Here is an 18,838-nt window from a genome sequence, read left to right as displayed (position 1 = left end):
GGGAAGGCCGAGCGTCTGGCGGCATGGGTAGATCGGCAGGTGGTTCCAACCACGTTTCGGCGGCGCTCAGCCAGGTCTCCACGCCCTCTAGCTCGCCGGTCTGAAGCAGCGCCCCGCCGAACAGGTTGCAGAGCACGGGCCGCTCGCGGACCAGCGCTTCAGGTAATGCCCGGAGCCAACCGAGCAGTGTCACCTCTTGCCGGCTCCGGCTCATGGCCGGAAAAACCCGTTCGATCAGACCCGCCGCGCGCGCGAAATCCCTGGCGGCCAGCGCATGGCGGATCGCATCGGCCGTCGAACCATGCTGCTCATGCCACTCGCTGGCGCGCAGGTGCAGCCCGGCGACTTGATGGGGCTGTTCCGCCAGCAAATAGGCGCGCAGGACTTCGGCAAAGAGGTGGTGATAGCGATACCAATGGCGATGATCATCCAAGGGAACCACAAAGAAATTGCCTCGCTGGAGCGCCTCCAGCCGTTGGCTGCTGCCCTCCTGTCCGGTGACCGCGTCGCACAGCGGCCCATTCAGGCGATCCAGGATGGCGGTCTGCATCAGGAAGTTTCGAACCGCTTCAGGCTGGTGCTTCAGCACCTCTTCGACCAGATAATCCACGATGTAGCGATGATCGCCGGCAAATGACCGGATGAACCCAGGAATATCCTGGCGACCCTTCATGGAGAGCGCCGCCAACTGCAAGCCGGCAATCCAGCCTTCTGTGCGGGTTTCCAGGATCGCCACCTCTTCCGTTGAAAGCGCTAAGCCCATGACCTGGTTGAGAAATTCGGCAGCTTCGGCGGGGGTAAAACGCAAGTCAGCGGCGCGCAGCTCAGTCAACTGACCACGGGCGCGTAAGCGGGGGAGGGGTAGACTCGGATCCTCGCGGGTGGTGATGACCAGGTGCATGGGCCGCGGCAAGTGGTCAATGAGAAAGGTCAGGGCGTTGTCAATCGCCTGGGACTCAATCACGTGATAGTCGTCCAGTACGAATATGAAATCGGAGTGGATGGCCGCGATTTCATTAATCAGGGGGGTCAGCATCGCGTCCGTTGGCGGAAGTGGCGGGTTTTGGAGCACCCTTAAAAGTTGCTCGCCCATATCCGGTACAATCATCCGCAAGGCGGCCACCACGTAAGCCAGGAAACGGGCTAAGTCGTTATCCTCCTCATCTAACGAGTACCATGCCACCGGCCGCTGACAGGTAGGAATCCATTCGCTAAGGAGGGTGGTTTTGCCAAAGCCAGCCGGGGCGGAGATGAGGGTCAGTTTCTGTCCATACCCTTGATCCTGGCACAACCCCTCGGTTAGCCGCTCGATCAGGCGAGGGCGCGAGACAATAGTAAACCGGCGTGGGGGGGCATAAAGTTTCGTGGCCAAAACCGATGCGGGCATGGATTCATTATAGAGCACAAACTTGCTGTTGGAATAGAGAAATCGCCCGTTCTTGCCTGGTAGGAAACCCGCGCCACGGGGGTTCAGGTCGCTGGCCAGCGCCGTCGCACCGGCTGCCCATCCGCGCCGTAGACGGTTGAAAAGGCGCGTTCGACGCTTAACTCGAAAAGGATGAAAGTCTCGTCCCGTGGGTAGGCGGTGGCCGCACTGGCTTGCTGCCGGATGGCCGGGTCTTCGATCCGTACGCCCCAGCCCTCGACGGAGAACTCATAAAACTCCCACGGCCCCCCATCGGGATTGGTAATCGTGCCGTGCAGCGCGTAACGCCCGTCTCGTGCCAGGTCGTGTCGTTTGGGCGAGGTTGATGCCATAAAGATGAAGAGGTGCGTGTCGCTTAAAATTGGCCGGACCGGGTGTAAACGCGGCGAGCCGTCCTGACGAAGCGTGGCCAGGTAGGCCACCCGGTCATGTAGCCGTTCTTTGCCAAAAGCAGCCAATTCTGGGTCGGCCGCTGCCAATTGACGCCAACTCATGGTCATGCCTCCCGAGGGAATAGGTTCCTGTCTATCTCGTATGGTATGGACGGGCCGGTTGGCGTCAACTGCCCTTTTGGATAGGGTTATAGCAGGGCGGCGAAAAGCGAGGCTCTCGCTGTTCGCTAAGAGCTCGATATACTTATGACCGCAATCGGATAGAGTACATTGATGAACCTCGAATTCACCGGCAAAATCTGGTTCTGGAAAGGCCCGGCGCCATTTTACTTCGTCACCGTGCCGGAGGAGCAAAGTCATGAGTTACACTTCATCTCCGGCTCGGTCACGTATGGCTGGGGCATGATCCCGGTCACGGCCCGGATCGGTCGGACTGTATGGAAGACTTCCCTGTTTCCCAAAGACGGCGGCTACATCGTGCCCATCAAAGTGAGCGTCCGCCGGGCGGAGAAGATCGGGGAAGGCGACAGCGTGACACTGCGCCTCGAAGTGAGTTGAAAGCCATGAACGACTCGCCGCCCAAACGACCGCTGGATATAGACCTGGCCCTGAACCGCATTGAGGCGGCCGTTGAACCCTACCCCAAGGCGGCCATGTTCGAACTGGCCGAACTGGGCTATGCCACGCCGTTCGAACAACTCATCGCCTGCATCATCTCTATCCGCACCCGCGACGAAGCGTCGCTGCCTATCGCTCGACGGCTGCTGGACGTAGCCCGCACCCCGGCCGCCATGGCCCAACTCGCCCCGGACGAGATCGACCGGCTGATCGCCTCCAGCACCTTCCACGAACGCAAGTCCTTCCAGATACACGCCATCGCCCGCCGGATCGTGGACGAGTACGGCGGCGAGTTGCCCTGTGACGAACAGGTGCTCCTCTCCTTTTCCGGCGTGGGGGTCAAGTGCGCTCATCTGGCATTAGGCATTGCCTGCGACCAGCCGTGGATCAGCGTCGACATCCACGTGCACCGCGTCACCAATCGCTGGGGCTACGTGGCCGCGCCGACGCCCGAACAGACGATGGTCGAGTTGGAACGGGTGTTGCCGCGGGCGCACTGGATCGACATCAACCGGCTGCTCGTCCCCTTCGGCAAGCACATCTGCACCGGCGAGCTGCCCCGCTGCTCCACTTGTCCGGTGCTGGAGATGTGCCGGCAGGTGGGCGTTGAGCGGCATCGGTGACCCGCCCATGCCGGGCCGGAGGGATATTGGCGCGCCAGGTCACGAAGTGGGTACTCCCGCTTCCATCGGTCAAGAACTGATCGACCACGACCCCGATCACAATCTGCTGTTGAGCGTCCATGCCTATTGGGCGGGCTTTGATGGCCGGCCGCACATTTAGACGGCCGTCGACCACAATCTCCCGCTCGTGTTTGGCGAAATCGCCAACAAGCAGTATGGGGAGGACAACAATGGCGTGGCGAACCAGTGCTATTACGATCTGGACGGCCTCAACCAGGGTCACGCCCCGGCAAACACCTTCACCTATCAGAGCTTGCTGCACACTCTAAAGATAAACAAGATCGGCTGGCTGGCCTGGAGCTGGGGGCCGGACGGCTGCGCCCCGCGCAATATCGCTCAGTATGACCCGGTCACCGGCCAATACGCCGGACTCAGCCAGCCCTATGGCGACGACATCGTGAACAACCTCGATTATGGCTTGAAACATAGCGCCGTTCGTAGCCCGGTGCTGTAGAAGCGCAGGTGGGTTGCACCTTCTGAGGTGCAACCTACCTGTTTCCATGGTATGGGTGGGTTTCAAACCCGCCCCTACTTTACTTGACAATTCCCCCACACTGTTCATATAGTGCGACACTATGAAACACACACCCTGGTGGCAAACCGCCGTCTTCTATCAAATCTATCCCCGCAGCTTCGCCGACGGCAACGGCGACGGCATCGGCGACTTCGCGGGCCTGATCGACAAGCTCGACTACCTGCAAGACCTGGGCATCGACGCCATCTGGCTCTCCCCCCACTACGCCTCGCCGCAGTTCGATTGCGGCTACGACATCGCCGACTACCTCAGCCCGGCCGAGGAGTACGGCACGCTGGATGAGTTCAAGCGCTTCCTCGACGGGGCGCACGCTCGCGGCATCCGCATCATCCTCGACCTGGTGCTCAACCACACCTCCGACCAGCACCAGTGGTTCATCGACTCCCGTTCCAGCCGCGACCATCCCAAGCGTGACTGGTACATCTGGCGCGACGGCCGCGACGGCGGGCCGCCCAACAACTGGCACGCCGCCTTCAGCGATTCGGCCTGGGAATACGACGCCGCGACCGGCCAGTACTACTACCACTACTTCTTCAAGGAGCAGCCCGACCTGAACTGGCGCAACCCCGAAGTGAAACGGGCCATGTTCGACGCCGCCCGCTTCTGGCTCGACCTGGGCGTCGACGGTTTCCGGCTCGACGCCATTGGCACACTCTTCGAAGACCCGACCCTGGCCGACCATACGGCCGAGATGTCCCAGCGTGACTTGTTCCGGGAGTTGCGCGACAGTTTCCCGAGCCAGACCGACACCGAACACGCCCGCTACCTGGCCGAGCAGTTCCGGCGGCTCATCGAGAAACAGGTCGATCAGCCCGGCGTCCACGAGTTGATGCGCGAGCTGCGGGCGCTGGTGGACGAGTACGACGACCGGGTGTTGGTGGGTGAGACGGACGAGATCAGCTACTACGGCGACGGCGACAACGAATTGCACCTGACCTTCAACTTTCCGCTGATGCGCGCGGCGCGCCTGACGCCGGCCTGGATTCTGGCGAATCAGGCTGAACGGCTGGCCGCGCTGCCGCCGGGAGCGTGGCCCTGCAACACACTGGGCAACCATGACTCGCCGCGCGTTCTCAGCCGCTATGCCGACGGCCGCGACCCCGACGCCCTGGCCCGGCTCCATCTGGCGCTGATGCTCACCCTGCGCGGCACACCCTTCCTCTACAACGGCGAGGAGATCGGCATGGGCGACTGGCCCCTGGCCGACATCGGCCAGTTCCGCGACAACCTGGGCGTCTGGCGCTACCAGATGATCATGGCCGAGGCGGACGAGGGGCGCATTGACGCGCTGGACGTGAATGAAGCGCTGGCCCTCGCCAACAATTTCAGCCGCGACAAGGGACGCACGCCGATGCAGTGGCGCAACGCCCCCAACGGCGGCTTCACCCCCGCCGGCGTCGCACCCTGGCTGCCTGTCCATCCTAACTATGCCCAGGGCGTCAACGTCGCCGATCAGGCGAATGACCCCGGCTCGATGCTCAACTTCTACCGGGCCATGCTGCGGCTGCGGCGGCGGACGCCCGCGCTTATCCTGGGCGACTTCGAGCCGCTGAACGCCCCGGCCGACTGTCTCGTCTTTCTGCGCCGCACGAAAGCGCAACGCTGCCTGGTCGCCCTCAACTTCTCTGAGGAACCGCAGACGCTCGACCTTGGCGGTGTAGCGCGATTTGCCAGATCGCTCTGGAAAGCGGAGGAGCAGGGGGGCGGGGGAGCAGGGGAAATGATCGACCTTTCCCGGTTAATGCTCACCCCCTTCGGTATCTACATTGGCGAATTGGACGAATAGGTGCTAGGGGTTAAGGGCTAGGGAAAGATCGCTCTTGCGCGGGCTTCCGTCTTCCCTAGCTCCTTGCGCCTAGCGCCAACTCTTTGAGTAGCCGCGTCCGCAGGCCAATAATAGTCAGCCCGACAACGTTCTGTTCAGCCTCGTCGTAGCGCAGTACCAGCCCCTCACCGATGTCAATGCCGACAGCCGGCCGGGGGTCGCCGATAGAGAGGTAGAGCACGTCGGCGTCTTCGTCGTAGTCCCACTGCAGGTCTTGGGGCTTTTCCAGAATCGTTACCGCGTCCATACCGTCTCTCTCCTCGCCGAAGGACGGCGCGCCAGGTAAGCTGTTAGGATGAAGCCGTCTGTTGTCGTCATTTCTCGATAAGCAACGATTAGATACTTGCGCGTTAACGGCGTTTGGGTATACAAGCGCAATGCCAGCAACTCGCCGAAGTCACCCTTTTGAACGAGGTCTGGAGCGCTCACCGTCTCCAAAACTCGCTCGCGTTGTGTCGTCATTTCCGGGTGCTGATGCACGATATGATCCCACCGCTCGGTTGTTAGTCGAATGAGCACCTAGTTGACCGAGCGTACGAGGATCATGATAGCGCTTCAGACGGTCGCGATTGATGGTCTTCAGTATACCATAGCTGTCCAAGAGGCGTGAGAGCTAGAAATAGACGACCATTATTTAGGGACTGGGGAAGAAATAGGTTACCAGGAAGAACACTCTTCCCTTAGTAATATCCACCCTGGCCCCTGGAACCTCAACCAAGGAGTAACCATGAACACAACCCCCTTTGACTTTCCACCCAACTTCCTCTGGGGCACGGCCACCGCCGCCCACCAGGTAGAGGGCAACAACGTCAACAACGACATCTGGCTGCTGGAACACACGCCCGGTTCGGGCTTCATCGAGCCGTCGGGCGACGCCTGCGACCACTACCACCGCTACCCGGCCGACATCGCCCTGCTGGCCGAATTGGGCTTCAATATGTACCGCTTCTCGGTCGAGTGGGCGCGCATCGAGCCGGAGCGCGGCCACTTCTCGCGGGCCGCGCTCGACCATTACCGGCGCATGCTGGCCGCCTGCCACGAGCACGGCATCACGCCCATGGTCACCTTCCACCACTTCTCCTCGCCGCGCTGGCTGCTGGCCGCCGGCGGCTGGGAGGGCGCGGAGACGGCCGACCTGTTCGCCCGCTACTGCGAGCGGACGGCCCGCCACCTGGGCGACCTCATCGGCGCGGCCTGCACCCTGAACGAGGCCAACATCGGCCGGCTGATCACCATGGGCATCCCCTCCGCGGGCGAGCGGCCCTCGCCGCTGCCGTGGCAGGCCGCCGTCGCCCGGCAACTGGGCATCGCCCCGGAAGAGGTCGTGACGTTCCTGGCCGCCGCCTCGCCCCGCGCCGCCGGCGTCGTCATGGATGCCCACCGCCGAGCGGTGGCGGCCCTCAAGAGCGGCCCCGGCGACTACCCCGTCGGCCTGACCCTGGCCCTGCAGGACATCCAGCCCGCCGAACACGGCGAGGCGACGGCCGCCCGCCTGGACTACGAGATCAACGGCTTCTATCTGGAACAACTGCGCCAGGACGACTTCGTTGGCGTGCAGACCTACAGCCGGATGCGCTGCGGCCCAGACGGCCCCCTGCCGCCGGAGCCGGGTGTCGAGCTGACCGACATGGGCTACGAGTTCTGGCCCGAGGCGCTGGAGGCCACCATCCGTCACGCCATCGCCATCGCCGGCCGGCCGGTCATCGTTACCGAGAACGGCATCGGCACCGGCGACGACACACGCCGCATCGCGTACGTCCGCCGCGCCCTCAACGGCGTTATCAACTGCCTGCGCGATGGGCTGGACGTGCGCGGCTACACCTACTGGTCGGCCTTCGACAACTTCGAGTGGCTGTTGGGCTACCGCCCCACCTTCGGCCTTATCGCCGTGGATCGCGAGACGCAGCAGCGCACCGTCAAACCGAGCGGCTATTGGCTGGGCCAGATCGCCCAGGCTAACCGGTTGTCAGGGGATTAACAAACTGATCGATGTCCAACCCACCAGCCCGCCCGGGCCTGAAGGCGCCGGGCTAGCCAACAGCGCCGGCTGAAGCCGGCTGCTAGCCGCTGCGGCCCAAAAGGCCCGTTCAGGGGCCGTCGTTCACTAGCCCCGGGCTTCAGCCCGGGGCGGCCCTGACCACCAAACACTGACCTACTGAATACGGTTTACTTCTTACTGCTTACTACGTCACAATCACCACCACCACCCGCCTCGGCCCATGCACTCCCCGCGTGATGACCATCTCGATGTCGGCCGTCCGGCTGGGGCCGGTGATGAAGACGAGATTGCGCGCCGAAACCGGGTTTCTTCCGAGAAACCCGGTTTCGGGGGCCAGAAAGGTCGCCATATCGGCCACAATGTCACCCTCGCGCAGCAACGCCACGTGAGTCAGCGGCAGCAGCGACGCGGTCATCGGCCGGCGCGGCCCGCTCAGCAGCGCCACGCTGCCCGTGTCAGCCAGCCCGGCGAGCGCCCCCGTCACGCCCACCGCCGGCCGATCCAGCGCCTCCAGTTGCGCCTGCCGCCGGACCGGGTCGCCGTCCAGACGGGCGAAGACGGGCGCGACCCCCGCCGTTCGCAACGCCTCGCCGATGGGGAAGGGCAGCTCCTCGTCCGGCCACACCAGCGCCTCGCGCGCGTCCGATTGCCATAACAGCTCAAGCAGCCGCGCCCGCCCTTCGTCCGCGCCGGCGGCGCGCACCACCTCCCCGCCCACCGCCTCCAGCGCCGCGATAAACTGGTCGACCAATCCAGACCGGACAGGTCTTCTGAGACCTGTCAGGTCTAGGGCGGGCAGGTCGCCTGCGTCCGGCAAATGCGCCGTCCGGAGGCTTTGCCGGATGCGGCCCAGGATGGCCGCGCGGCTATCGCTCATCGTCCCCTACCCCGGCCCCTCCCGGAGGGAGGGGGGATGTTGCCCTTCCCCCGTCCTTCCGGGAAGGAGGGGGGACGTTGCCCCGGCGGCGCGCCGCCAGTTGCTCGCTGAAGGGCTTGTCAGCGAACGGCGGGAAGTCGCGCGATTTCGTCCAGCCGTCCAACGGCGGCGGCAGCCGCGTCAGCCAGCCGCCGCGGCCGAGCAGCCGGGTGGCCGCGCCGGCCAGCCGCACCGCCGCATGGAAGCGCCCCGGCCCGGCCCCCGCCAGCCGGAAGGCGGCCAGCCCCGGCCCCGCCCACAGCGGCGACCGGCCGGCCTCGTCCGCCTCGCGCCGCAACGCCAGCAGCATGCGCGGGATATCGATGCGCACCGGGCACACCTCGCGGCACGCGCCGCACAGCGTGCTGGCCTGCGGCAGGTCGCTCCACGCCTCGATGCCGCCCAGCGCCGGCGTCAGCACCGCGCCAACCGGGCCGGGGTAGACGCTGCCGTAGGCGTGGCCGCCGATCTCGCGGTAGACGGGGCAGGCGTTGAGGCACGCGCCGCAGCGGATGCAGTACAGTATTTCGGCCATCTCGCCGGCCAGGACGCGGCTGCGGCCGTTATCCACCAGCACGACGTGCATCTCGTCCGGGCCGTCCGGCTCGTCGGGGCGGCGCGGGCCGGTGACCAGGTTGGTGTAGACGGTCAGTTGTTGCCCCGTAGCCGAGCGCGCCAACACCTGGAGCATGACGCCCAAATCGGCCAGTGTGGGCACAAGCCGCTCGATACCCATTACGGCCACGTGGACGCGCGGCAGGGTGGTCGTCATGCGCCCGTTGCCCTCGTTGGTCACCAGACAGATCGCGCCCGTCTCGGCCACGCCAAAGTTGACGCCGCTGATGCCCATGCCGGCCGACAGAAAGATGCGCCGCATCTGCTCGCGCACGGCGGCGGTCATCTCGGCCGGCTCGTCCGTCAGCGGCGCGCCCGTCTTCTCGTGCAGGATCGCGCCGCACTCCTCCTTCGTCTTGTGGATGACGGGCGTGATGATGTGCGACGGCGTCTCGCCGGCCAGCTGGATAATGTACTCGCCCAGGTCCGACTCCACGACGCGCACGCCGGCCGTCTCCAGCGCCCGGTTCAGGTGAATCTCCTCCGTCACCATCGACTTCGACTTGACGGCCAGCCTCACCCCGGCTGCCTGGGCGATCTCAACCACGTAGCGGCTGGCCGCTTCGGCGTCCTCCGCCCAATGGACGTGGCCGCCGGCCGCCTCCACCGCCGCGGCGAACTGCTCCAGATAGCTATCGAGCCGGCTGATGGTGTGGGCGCGGATGAGCCGGGCGCGGTCGCGGATGGCCTCCGCCTCAGGCAGCGCCGCCAGCGCGTCGCGGCGCAGGGTGGTGAAGCGCGTTGAGGCGCGGTCGAAGGCGCGGCGCTGGAAGTCGTTGCCCAGTGCGTCCTCCACGCGCTCGAAAAAGCTGACGTTGGGCGCGGTCAGGCTCATGGGGCCAGCAACTCGGCCAGATGCTTCACCGCCACCGGCGACCCGCGCCGGTGGAGGCCGCCGGCGATGTGGAGCAGGCAGCTCGCGTCGCAGCCGGTGACGACCTGCACCCCGCTGCGCTCGATGGCGTCGAGCTTGCGCGCCAGCATGGCCGACGAGATGCCGCTCATCTTGATGGCGAACAGGCCGCCGAAGCCGCAGCACGCCTCGGCGTCGGGCAGATCGACCACTTCCACCCCCTCGGCCGCCGCCAGCAGCGCCCGCGGCGCGTCCCTGACCCCCAACTCCCGCACCAGGTGGCACGACGGATGATAAGCCACCTTCACCCGCGGCCCCGCAGAATCCCCTCGTGTCCCCTCTGCGTAATCTGCGAAATCTGGGGATTCTTCCCCCACGAATTCCGCGAACTCATACACCCGCCCTGCCACCGCTTCCGCCAGCGGCCCATACACCGCGTCGCCGGCCAGCAACTCCGGGTAGTGGCGGCGAATCATGGCCGCGCAGGAGCCGGACGGCACAACAATTGGCCCCTCTGTCGCGCCGAGCACGTCGAGCGTCTGGCGGGCCATGGCCCGGGCGTTGCCCCAACTGCCGGTGTTGAACGCCGGCTGGCCGCAACACGTCTGGCCGGACGGATACTCCACCGTCAGGCCCAATCGCTCCAGAAAGTCGACCACGGCCAGGCCCGCCTGCGGCCGGATGGTCTCTATCAGGCAGGTGGCGAACAGGTGAACGCGCGTTGGTTGCTGCGGAATGTCGTCCATGGCTGCGCTCCATTGGTGATCTACTATGGATGATAGCGCGGTTGGGCCGAAACAAGAATAGGACGCTGAGGGACGCCTGACTAAGGGCCTTGACACGTGGGCGGCCATGAGGCTCGTTCCTATTAGAGTACCAGTGGCCGCCCACCTGTCAGGTCTGATCCGGCAGGATCACCTCAACCTGATGCTCCCCACTGTCATCCACCAGCGCCACCCACCCATCCGGCTGTGACATACCGTCCACGATCAACAGGGGAGAAACCGAGTTTCTTCCGAGAAACTCGGTTTCTATCTCTTTGGCCCGCCGCACGTCAAAATGGTAGCGCGTCTCGCCGTACCGGTACGTCAGCCGGAATCCGTTCCACGCCGGCGGGATGCGCGGCTCCAGCCGCAGCCTGTCCCCGCGCCGCTGTAGGCCCAGCAGCCCCTCGACGCCCAGCCGGTACATCCACGCCGCCGACCCGGTGTACCATGTCCAGCCGCCGCGTCCGCGATGAGCGGGCAGGCTGTACACGTCAGCGGCCACGACGTAAGGCTCTACTTTATAGGTGTCGGCCTTAGCCGTCGTGTCGGCGTGGTAGATGGGGTTGACCAGGCGGAAGAGGCGCTCCGCCCCCGCGCCGTCGCCCAGTTCGGCGCAGGCCCAGATGGCCCACATGGCGGCGTGGCTATACTGCCCGCCGTTCTCGCGCACGCCGGGCAGATAGCCCTTGATGTAGCCGGGGTCTTTGGGCGTCCGGTCGAACGGCGGCGTGAAGAGCAGCAGCAGGCTGTGGGCGTCATCCACCAGCATGTCGGCCACCGACTGCATGGCCCGCCGCGCCCGCTGGGGATCGGCCGCGCCGGAGAGGACGGCCCACGACTGGGCGATGGAGTCGATCTTGCACTCCGCGCTCTGCTGGGAGCCGAGGGGCGCGCCCTCGTCGTAATAGGCGCGGCGATACCACGCTCCATCCCAGCCGTGCTGCTCGACCGCCGCCCGGTACGCCTCGGCCCGCTCGCGCAATTGGGCCGCGGCCTCGGCGTCAGCGGACTCCGGGCCGCCCCGCGCCTCGCACAGTTCGGCGAAGTCGAGCAGGGCGCGATAGAGGAACCAGGCCAGCCAGATGCTCTCGCCCTGGCCCTCCGCGCCGACGCGGTTCATGCCGTCGTTCCAGTCGCCGGCGCCGATGAGCGGCAGCCCGTGACGGCCTTCGGTGGCCGCCTGTCGCAGGGCGCGCAGGCAGTGCTCATAGAGCGAGTAGTCGCGCAGGCTCCGCTCGAAGTGGCCGTAGCGCTCCTCCTCGCCATGCTCCAGCGGCGGGCCAATGAGGAAGGGCGCGGTCTCATCCAGGATGGCCGCGTCGCCGCTGGTCGCCACGTAGTACGCGGTCACATAGGGCAGCCAGGCCAGGTCGTCGCTAATGCGCGTCCTCACCCCCCGCGCGCCCCCATCCCCCATTCCTGATTGACTCGGGTGCCACCAGTGCAATACGTCGCCGCGCTCGAACTGGTGGGCGGCGGCGCGCAGGATGTGGGCGCGGGCCAGGTCGGGCCGCGTGTGGACGAGGGCCATCACGTCCTGTAACTGGTCGCGGAAGCCATAGGCCCCGCTGGACTGATAGAGCGCCGACCGCCCCCAGACACGGCAGCTGAGCGTCTGGTAGAGCAGCCAGCGGTTTAGCAGCAGGTTCATGGCCGGGTCAGGCGTCTCCACCTGCACGGTCGTGAGCAGCCGCTCCCATCGCTCGGCTGAGTCGCGCCGCGCCATCTCGACCTGCGCCGCGTCGCGGTAGCGCGCGATCAGGGCGATGGCGTCGTCCTCGTCCTCGCCTTGGCCGATTAGGAAGTAGAGACGTTCCGCCGGAACGTCTCTATCCTCGCCGACCGGCAGGTCGACGTGGAGTTGGATGACGGCGCACGGATCGAGGCCCGGTTCCACGCGGTTGCTCAGGCCAATGCGCCGCAGCGCGGCCGGGCGCTGCACGCTCCCCAGCCGGCCCAGGAACTCCATCCGGTCGGTCGTCACGCCATGCGGCCGCTTGCAGGCGGCCACGAAGGCGACGCGCTGGCCGAACGCGGCGTTGTACGGGTTGCGCGCCAGCAGCGCGTCAAGCTCCTGCCGGTAGGTGGGGATGATGAACGGGACGCTCTCCTCGCGCGACACGCCCAGCACCCACTCGGCGTAGAGCGTCAGCGTCAGGCGGCGCGGGCGGTCGGAGGTATTCTCCAGCCGCACCTCGATGATCTTCACCGGGTCGTCCGGAGCCATGAACAGGCGCACCGACTGGTTGACCTGGTGACTGTGGTGCTCGAAGACGGTGTAGCCCAAGCCGTGGCGCACCAGATAAGGCCCATCAGCCGGGGTGGGCTGGGGCAGGGGCGACCACACCTCGACCGTCTCCTCGTCGCGCAGATAGAGCGCTTCGGCCGGCGTGTCCGTCACCGGGTCATTGCGCCAGGTCGTCAGCCGGTTCTCGCCGCTGTTGATCGCCCAGGTATAGCCGCCGCCGCTCTCGGAGATGAGAAAGCCGGCCTGCTCGTTGGCGATGACGTTGATCCACGGAGCGGGGGGGCAGGGGAGCGGGGGAGCAGGGGTGCTGGGGTACAGGGGTGCAGGGGTGAAGGAAACCTCGGTTGAAGACTCTTTCCCCCCCACTCCCCCGCTCCCCTGCTCCCCCGCTCCCGCTTCGGGCTGCACGTAGATGACATATTCCGTCCCACCAGGGCTGAAGCCGCCATACCCGTTGTCAAAAAGCAGCCCTTCCGGACGTGACACAGAACTCTGTGGCACGGGATAAGCATCCCGTGCGCTGATGGCAGACGCAGGATAAGCATCCTGCGCGACGATGGGGGTCGGAGCCAGCGTCGGCGGCAAGTCGGGCAGCGGCGGCGGCTGGTCGAGGAGCCGGGCCAGTTGCTCGTCCAGCGTTCCGGCCGCCCCATCCAGGATGACCCGCGCCGCCGTCAGCAGCAGCGTCACGTGCTCGGGACTCATCTGGTCTTCGCGCAGCATGAAGATCCCGCCGCGCCGGTTGAGCCAGTTCTGGCACTCGGCGCGGTTGATGAGGCGGCCGATATAGGCCTGGAGCGGCTGCTCGTAGGAGGAGTTACGCCGGTTGAGGATGACCAGTTCCACGGGCAGCGCGCGGGCGCGCCAATACTTGTGCGCCCGCAGCGCCTCCTGTAGCAGTTCGCCAGCCGACTCGTCCTCAATCAGGAAGAGCAGGATGGGGTGGTCGCCGGAGATGCCATAGGGCCACAGCGCCGTCTGGCCGTGGCGGTTGGCGGCCAGCGTATCGCGGCCGGCACGCAGCGCGGCGTGGGGGTAGAGCAGCAGCGACAATAACTTCTGCGTGGCCGCCAGCTTGTCGATGGGCATGTCCAACTGGCGCAACTCGCGCAGGGCAAAGTTGCGGGCGCGGTCGCGCACCCGCTCGATGACCGACCAGCGCCGGTAGCGCTCGGCCAGCGCCAGCAGCTCCTCGCGCGTGTAGGCCGTAAACGTGATCAGGGCGATCTCGACCGACGAGCGCGGCTCCAGCGCCACCTCTTGCCCCAGCGACATGATCGGGTCGAGCGTCGCGCCGACACTCCCCGACAGCCACTCTGGCCCGACCAGCGCGGCCGGCCCCCCGACGCTGCCCGCCGGGCCGGGGGCGCGGCCGCGCCCCAGGAAGGCGGCCCGGTCGCTCTCGTAGGCGCGGGTCAACTCCCCCTCGCGGACGGCCAGCATGTGGCCCAGATAGTGCGGGTCTTCCTTGGACGAACGCGGCCGGCGGCGGAAGAACAGGCTGTTGACCTCGGCCACGTACTCGCTCTCAATGAACAGTTTGGCGAACGCCTGATGGCGGCGGTCGGAGGCGGCATCGGTCAGGACGACCTCGCCATAGCTGGTCAGGCGCAACCGGCGCGGCTCGTCGCTGTCATTGGTGAGCGTGATGCGGCGCACCTCAACGTTCTCATCGGGCGAGACGATGACTTCCATCTGGAGCGCGATGTCGAAGTCGCGGCGGCGGAAGAGGGCCATGTGGGGGTAGAACTGCACCTCCATCGCCTCCGGCCAGCGCACGACGGGTTGAACGGTCGCCGACCAGGTCTGGCCGCGGTCGAGGTCCTGGACATAGAGCCAGCAGCCCCACTCGTCGAGCGTCGTGTCGGCCCGCCAACGGGTGCAGGCGTAGTCCTGGCCCAGCGCGGAATACCCTCCACCGGCATTGGTGATGAGCGTGTTGAAGCGGCCGTTGGACAGCACGTGGGCCTGGGGCATCGGGCTGACGACGGGCACGAGCCAGGGATCGGCGGTGATGGTCGGCCCCGCCGCGGGCGCGTCGAGACGGTCCTCGCTGTGCGGCTGCTCCAGTTGCGGGCGCGGCGGCAACTGCTCTTGCAGCAGCAGTTCAACGCTCTGGATGCGCGGGTCGGCGTGGAAGCGGGCCGTCATGCGGTCGCCGCGCAGGAAGTTGAGCAGGGAGAGCATGATCATGCCCTGGTGGTGGGCCATGTAGGAGCGCACAATGGCCCCGCTGCCGTCCTCCACGTCGGTGCGCGAATTGGTGAAGTCAACCGCCTCATACAGCCCATAGGGGCCCATCGCCCCCAACGCGCGCAGCCGGGCGATATTGTCCAGCACGTCGCGCGGCCGGAAGGCCAGCGCCAGCAGCGACGCATAGGGGGCGATCACCAGGTCTTCGCCCAGCCCGCGCTTGAAACCCAGTCCCGGCACGCCAAAGGCGCGATACTGGTAGTTGAGCGCGTTGTCGAAGGCGTAGAAGCCGGACTCCGAGATGCCCCACGGCACGCCGCGCTGGGCGGCGTATTGAATCTGTTCGTGGATGACGGCGTGCAGACTGCGTTCCAGCAGCGTGCCGCGGTAGTTGCGCATCAGCAGCGGCGGCATCAGATATTCGAACATCGTCCCGCTCCAGGAGAGCAGGGCCAGCCCGTCCGTCGTCTGAGCCAGCGGCCGCGAGAGGTGCAGCCAGTGGCTCTGGGGCACGTCTCCCTTGGCGATGGCGACGATGCTGGCAATGCGCGCCTCTGAGGCCAGCAGGTCGTAATAGCTGTCATCGAGCCGGTCGTTTTCCAGGTTGTAGCCAATGTGGAAGACCTGGCGGCGCTCGTTGAATAGGAAGCTGAATTCCATGCCGTCGGCGAAGGCGATAGCTTGCTGGGAAAGGGCCGTCAGATCTTCCCTCAAGGAGGAGATGGTGAGGCGAGCGCTGTGCAGGGCGGGGTTGAGCCGCCGGCACCAGGCCAGTCCGGCCGGCGCGCGGGCATCTCGCCAGTTGGCCAGCCTCGCGCTGATCGCATCGACCGTCGCCGCCGCTTCGGCGAGCAGTTCCGGCGCGGCTTCCGGCGTGGGTAAGCCGGCCAGCAGATCGAGCAGCCGTTCATGGGCTGCGGGGACGCCGTCAGGCACGTCTGGCCCATCCAGCCACTCCGGGGCCTCGTCCAGCAACGGCCGCCAGGGGAAGAAGAGGTCGAGGTCGCGTTTGATGCCGCGTACGTTCTGGCGCAGGCTGTCGACGTAGACGCGCCACTCGTGCAACCACTCGCCGCGCTCCGCCTCCTCCTGAAAGAGGGCGATCATGGCGCGCTCCAATTTGGGCAGATCGACTTCGGCCAGTTGAATCGCCAGCGCGATCCAGGCGCGCGGGTCACTCCGGCCGGTCTCGATGCGGGCGCGCATCGTCTCCAGACCGTCGCGCACGGCATCGTAGGGGCCAGGGGCCAGGGGATAGGGGCTAGGGGAAGAGCCGTTTTCAGTGCTCCCCCGCTCCCCCGCCCCCCCGCTCCCCTGCTCACCGATCCCATCAGCCCGTAGGGAACCTTGCGTCAGCGCCAACACATCCAGCAGCCCCGCCCACCGTTCCTCATGCCACAGTGAGCGCCGGGTCGCTTCCAGGCACGCCTGCTGCAGCACCATCAGCGAAGCGGCCAGGTTGCCGCTGTCCACCGTGGAGATGTAGCGCGGGTAGAGCGGGCGCAGGGTGTCGGTCGTGATCCAGTTCAGAAAGTGGCCGCGGTAGCGCTCCAGCGTTTCCAGCGCCTCGAACGCGGAGCGCAGGCGCAGGGTCAGGTGGGTCAGGCTGATGTAGCCCAGGTCCCAGGCCGAGACGGCCGTCAGCAAATAGAGGCCGATATTCGTCGGCGAAGTGCGGTGACCGACGATGCCGCGCGGCCACTCCTGATAGTTGTCCGGCGGCAGCCAGTGGTCGGCCGGGCCGACGTACTGCTCGTAGAAAAGCCAGGTGCGCCGGGCCAGTTGCCGCAACTCGGCGATCTCCGCGTCGGAGAGGGGTTGGGTGTCCGTCTGGTCGGGCCGGCTGACCCAGTGGGCGATGCGGGCGGCCAGTAACCACAGGACGATGACGGGCAGGGCCGCCGCGAGCGCCACGGGTCTGGCCAGCGTCGGCGTGACCGCGCCCGCACCCAATAGATCGAAATCACTCACGATGACCAGGCCCAGTGCCGCCAGAGTGAGCAGAATAGAGGGCAGCATCGTTCGCCGCGTGGACGTCACAGAAAGCTCGCGGCCGATGACCTGCTCGGTGTGCGCGGCGGTGACCCACTGCAACAGGTTGCGGCGAGATATGATCAGCCGCCACAGCGTGGTCAGCACCGCGTCGAGGACGAGCACCGTCTCGAAGGGCAAGAAGGCGATCTGGAGTAGCCAGCGGATCGTCCCGTCGCGCAAGGGGCGCTGCACGTCGCGCCAGCTCGCGCCGGGCACGCCCAGAAGCTCGCCCACCAGGGCGCGGACGGCGGCCGTGACCGTGCCAATTAGCAGGGCAATGGCCGGCGCGAGCAGCGCCACAGCCGTCCAGACCAGCGGCGAGCCGGGTAGCACCGTCCAGCCGGCTACCAGCAGGGCGAAGAGCGCCGGGGCCAGCAGGCTGCGCCGCAAGTTGTCGGCGATGCGCCAGAGGCCGAGGAGGGACAGGTCATTGCGGCGGAAATGGCCCGCGCCGCGCTCCTCGTCGCTGGGGGCGGCGGGCGTCCAGGGCAGCAGCCAGGGCAGCAGTTGCCAGTCGCCCCGAATCCAGCGGTGCGTGCGCCGGATGTGCACCAGATAGTGGGAGGGGAACTGCTCATAGAGCACCACGTCCGACGCCAGACCGGCGCGGGCATAGCTGCCTTCGAAGAGATCGTGGCTCAGCAGGCGGTTTTCCGGGACGCGACCGGCCAGACAGTACTCGAAGGCGTCCACGTCGTAGATGCCTTTGCCGACGTAGGAGCCTTCGCCGAACAAGTCCTGATACACGTCCGAGACGGCGTGGGTATAGAGGTCGAGGCCCGTGTCGCCGCCGAAGACACGGGTGAAGAGCGAGTGGGAGGCGCTGGTGGGCAGAATCTCGGTGCGCGGTTGCAGAATGGCGTAGCCATCGACGACGCGCCGGGTCTGGGGGTCGATCTGCGCCTGGTTCAGCGGGTGGGCCAGCGCCCCGATGAGCCGCCGGGCGGCGTCGCGAGGCAGCACGGTGTCGGCGTCGAGCGTGATCACGTAGCGGACATCGGGCAACGCGCTCAAATCGCCCTCGCGAACGATGAATGAGGTGTGCGACGCGCCGCGCAGCAAGGCGTTGAACTCGTGCAGCTTGCCGCGCTTGCGCTCCCAGCCCATCCATTTGCCCTCCTTGGGGTTCCAGAGCCGCCGGCGATGGAAGAGATAGAACGGCTGGCGGGCGTGGCTCTTGTTGAGCATCTGGATGCCGGCGATGGCTCGCGCCAGCAGCGTCTCGTCCTCCTCTCGTTCAGGCGCGTCGTCGTCGGCGAAGTCGGTCAGCAGGGCGAAGCCGAGGGCGGGGTCGGCGTTGCGCAGATAATGCAACTCCAGCTGGCTCAGCAGCGAATCGACCTCGCCGGCGCTGGTGAAAAGGCCGGGGATGACCACCATCGTCCGGCAAGCGGCCGGAACGCCGTCTTCGAAATCAAGTTTGGGCAGGACGCGCGGCGTAGTCAGGCCGGTGACGGCCCAGTTGAGCACGGCTACGACGACAGCCGTGGCCGGGATGAGGCTCAGCAGCGCCGCTAACCAGACCCCTGCTCCCCATCTCCCGGAGGGCGCGAGCGCAGAGGCCGACGCGGCATAGGCGGCCAGGATGGCGACGATAAGCGCCGTCATCGCCAGCGCGCCGCCCATGTAAACGAGCGCCGGGTGGCGGTAGGCCCAGCGCCCCAGCTGACCGCGCCAGGGCGGGCGATAGCCGATCCGCTTCTCCAGCACGTCGCGGCCGGCATGGTGGATCAG

Annotated in this window: 12 protein-coding genes and 1 pseudogene; 6 read left to right on the top strand and 7 right to left on the bottom strand. The window is 66.4% G+C overall.

Features of this window, described 5'->3' with window-relative positions; genetic code table 11:
- Positions 1-1,387, bottom strand: a pseudogene (locus ACE3UY_RS22820) (helix-turn-helix transcriptional regulator); the annotation flags it as partial.
- Positions 1,388-1,470: 83 nt separating this feature from the next.
- Positions 1,471-1,920, bottom strand: a complete 450-nt coding sequence (locus tag ACE3UY_RS22815; RefSeq protein ID WP_374689767.1) for a pyridoxamine 5'-phosphate oxidase — start codon at positions 1,918-1,920, stop codon at positions 1,471-1,473.
- A 171-nt stretch (positions 1,921-2,091) separates the two neighbouring features.
- Here ACE3UY_RS22815 and ACE3UY_RS22810 point away from each other — a divergent pair, with 171 nt between their 5' ends.
- The 5 genes from ACE3UY_RS22810 (at position 2,092) to ACE3UY_RS22790 (ending at position 5,440) form a co-directional block, all read left to right on the top strand.
- Positions 2,092-2,376 carry a DUF1905 domain-containing protein gene (locus ACE3UY_RS22810; RefSeq protein ID WP_374689766.1) on the top strand — a complete coding sequence of 95 codons (285 nt, stop codon included), beginning with the start codon at positions 2,092-2,094 and terminating at the stop codon, positions 2,374-2,376.
- Positions 2,377-2,381: 5 nt separating this feature from the next.
- Entirely contained in the window at positions 2,382-3,059 is a 678-nt protein-coding gene (nth, locus tag ACE3UY_RS22805; RefSeq protein ID WP_374689765.1) for an endonuclease III, read from the top strand.
- Entirely contained in the window at positions 3,043-3,219 is a 177-nt protein-coding gene (locus ACE3UY_RS22800) for a hypothetical protein (RefSeq protein WP_374689764.1), read from the top strand. Before nth ends, ACE3UY_RS22800 begins: the two co-directional genes overlap by 17 nt.
- Positions 3,220-3,246: 27 nt before the next feature.
- Positions 3,247-3,573: a hypothetical protein gene (locus ACE3UY_RS22795; RefSeq protein WP_374689763.1), complete on the top strand. Its 327-nt coding sequence runs from the start codon at positions 3,247-3,249 to the stop codon at positions 3,571-3,573.
- Positions 3,574-3,694: 121 nt separating this feature from the next.
- On the top strand, positions 3,695-5,440 hold the full coding sequence (locus ACE3UY_RS22790; RefSeq protein WP_374689762.1) for an alpha-glucosidase: 1,746 nt from the start codon (positions 3,695-3,697) through the stop codon (positions 5,438-5,440).
- Positions 5,441-5,495: 55 nt separating this feature from the next.
- On the opposite strand, the gene ACE3UY_RS22785 is transcribed toward ACE3UY_RS22790, so the two are convergent.
- Positions 5,496-5,726, bottom strand: coding sequence for a DUF2283 domain-containing protein (locus tag ACE3UY_RS22785; RefSeq protein WP_374689761.1), 231 nt, complete (start codon positions 5,724-5,726; stop codon positions 5,496-5,498).
- A gap of 480 nt (positions 5,727-6,206) precedes the next feature.
- On the opposite strand from ACE3UY_RS22785, the gene ACE3UY_RS22780 reads away from it, so the two are divergent.
- Positions 6,207-7,457: a glycoside hydrolase family 1 protein gene (locus ACE3UY_RS22780; protein WP_374689760.1), complete on the top strand. Its 1,251-nt coding sequence runs from the start codon at positions 6,207-6,209 to the stop codon at positions 7,455-7,457.
- A 205-nt stretch (positions 7,458-7,662) separates the two neighbouring features.
- On the opposite strand, the gene ACE3UY_RS22775 is transcribed toward ACE3UY_RS22780, so the two are convergent.
- The 4 genes from ACE3UY_RS22775 to ACE3UY_RS22760 all read right to left on the bottom strand — a co-directional run bounded on the left by ACE3UY_RS22775 (position 7,663) and on the right by ACE3UY_RS22760 (position 18,814).
- Complete coding sequence (locus tag ACE3UY_RS22775; protein WP_374689759.1) at positions 7,663-8,355, bottom strand: lactate utilization protein C; 693 nt, start codon at positions 8,353-8,355, stop codon at positions 7,663-7,665.
- Positions 8,345-9,844 carry a LutB/LldF family L-lactate oxidation iron-sulfur protein gene (locus ACE3UY_RS22770; protein WP_374689758.1) on the bottom strand — a complete coding sequence of 500 codons (1,500 nt, stop codon included), beginning with the start codon at positions 9,842-9,844 and terminating at the stop codon, positions 8,345-8,347. The genes ACE3UY_RS22775 and ACE3UY_RS22770 overlap by 11 nt, the downstream gene beginning before the upstream one ends.
- Positions 9,841-10,608, bottom strand: a complete 768-nt coding sequence (locus ACE3UY_RS22765) for a (Fe-S)-binding protein (RefSeq protein ID WP_374689757.1) — start codon at positions 10,606-10,608, stop codon at positions 9,841-9,843. Before ACE3UY_RS22765 ends, ACE3UY_RS22770 begins: the two co-directional genes overlap by 4 nt.
- A gap of 148 nt (positions 10,609-10,756) precedes the next feature.
- Positions 10,757-18,814: a GH36-type glycosyl hydrolase domain-containing protein gene (locus ACE3UY_RS22760; protein WP_374689756.1), complete on the bottom strand. Its 8,058-nt coding sequence runs from the start codon at positions 18,812-18,814 to the stop codon at positions 10,757-10,759.
- Between the last annotated feature and the right edge of the window lie 24 nt (positions 18,815-18,838).

It is taken from the genome of Promineifilum sp. (SeqCode), from assembly GCF_041918635.1.
Taxonomy (GTDB): Bacteria; Chloroflexota; Anaerolineae; order Promineifilales; family Promineifilaceae; genus Promineifilum.
Note: the sequence above shows the minus strand (reverse complement) of the source record. Positions and strands in the feature narration are given on the sequence as shown.

Coding starts and splice junctions, on each gene's coding strand:
- ACE3UY_RS22815 (WP_374689767.1), bottom strand. CDS start 1,920: ATGAGTTGGCGTCAATTGGCAGCGGCCGACCCAGAATTGGCTGCTTTT.
- ACE3UY_RS22810 (WP_374689766.1), top strand. CDS start 2,092: ATGAACCTCGAATTCACCGGCAAAATCTGGTTCTGGAAAGGCCCGGCG.
- nth (WP_374689765.1), top strand. CDS start 2,382: ATGAACGACTCGCCGCCCAAACGACCGCTGGATATAGACCTGGCCCTG.
- ACE3UY_RS22790 (WP_374689762.1), top strand. CDS start 3,695: ATGAAACACACACCCTGGTGGCAAACCGCCGTCTTCTATCAAATCTAT.
- ACE3UY_RS22785 (WP_374689761.1), bottom strand. CDS start 5,726: ATGGACGCGGTAACGATTCTGGAAAAGCCCCAAGACCTGCAGTGGGAC.
- ACE3UY_RS22780 (WP_374689760.1), top strand. CDS start 6,207: ATGAACACAACCCCCTTTGACTTTCCACCCAACTTCCTCTGGGGCACG.
- ACE3UY_RS22775 (WP_374689759.1), bottom strand. CDS start 8,355: ATGAGCGATAGCCGCGCGGCCATCCTGGGCCGCATCCGGCAAAGCCTC.
- ACE3UY_RS22770 (WP_374689758.1), bottom strand. CDS start 9,844: ATGAGCCTGACCGCGCCCAACGTCAGCTTTTTCGAGCGCGTGGAGGAC.
- ACE3UY_RS22765 (WP_374689757.1), bottom strand. CDS start 10,608: ATGGACGACATTCCGCAGCAACCAACGCGCGTTCACCTGTTCGCCACC.